This is a genomic window from Saccharothrix sp. ST-888, from assembly GCF_000955975.1.
Taxonomy (GTDB): Bacteria; Actinomycetota; Actinomycetes; order Streptomycetales; family Streptomycetaceae; genus Kitasatospora.
Genome location: NZ_JYJF01001107.1, coordinates 1 through 253, shown reverse-complemented (window position 1 = coordinate 253; position 253 = coordinate 1). Strand labels below are relative to the sequence as shown.

The 253-nt window shown below is 74.3% G+C and carries 1 protein-coding gene; it reads left to right on the top strand.

Annotated features, from left to right (window positions below; all coding sequences use genetic code 11):
• Positions 1–253: hypothetical protein (locus UK12_RS42825; RefSeq protein WP_045307411.1), on the top strand; the 253-nt coding region annotated here is incomplete at both ends.

Genomic DNA, 253 nt, shown 5'->3' with positions numbered 1-253 from the left:
ACGTCCGCCAGGTCGAGCTGGACGGCGCCGATCGCGGCGCGACGGCGCAGCTGCTGCGCGACTCCGTCGCCGACGGTGCAGCCGTCACCGGTGTGCTCTTCCTGCTCGCGTTCGACGAGCAGCCGTACGCCGAGGGCGAGAGCGTCCCGGCGGTCCTGGTGCTCACCGCAACTCTGGTGCAGGCGCTGGGCGACGCCGGTATCGCCGCTCCGCTGTGGTGCGTGACGCGCGGCGCGGTCTCGACCGGCCGGTC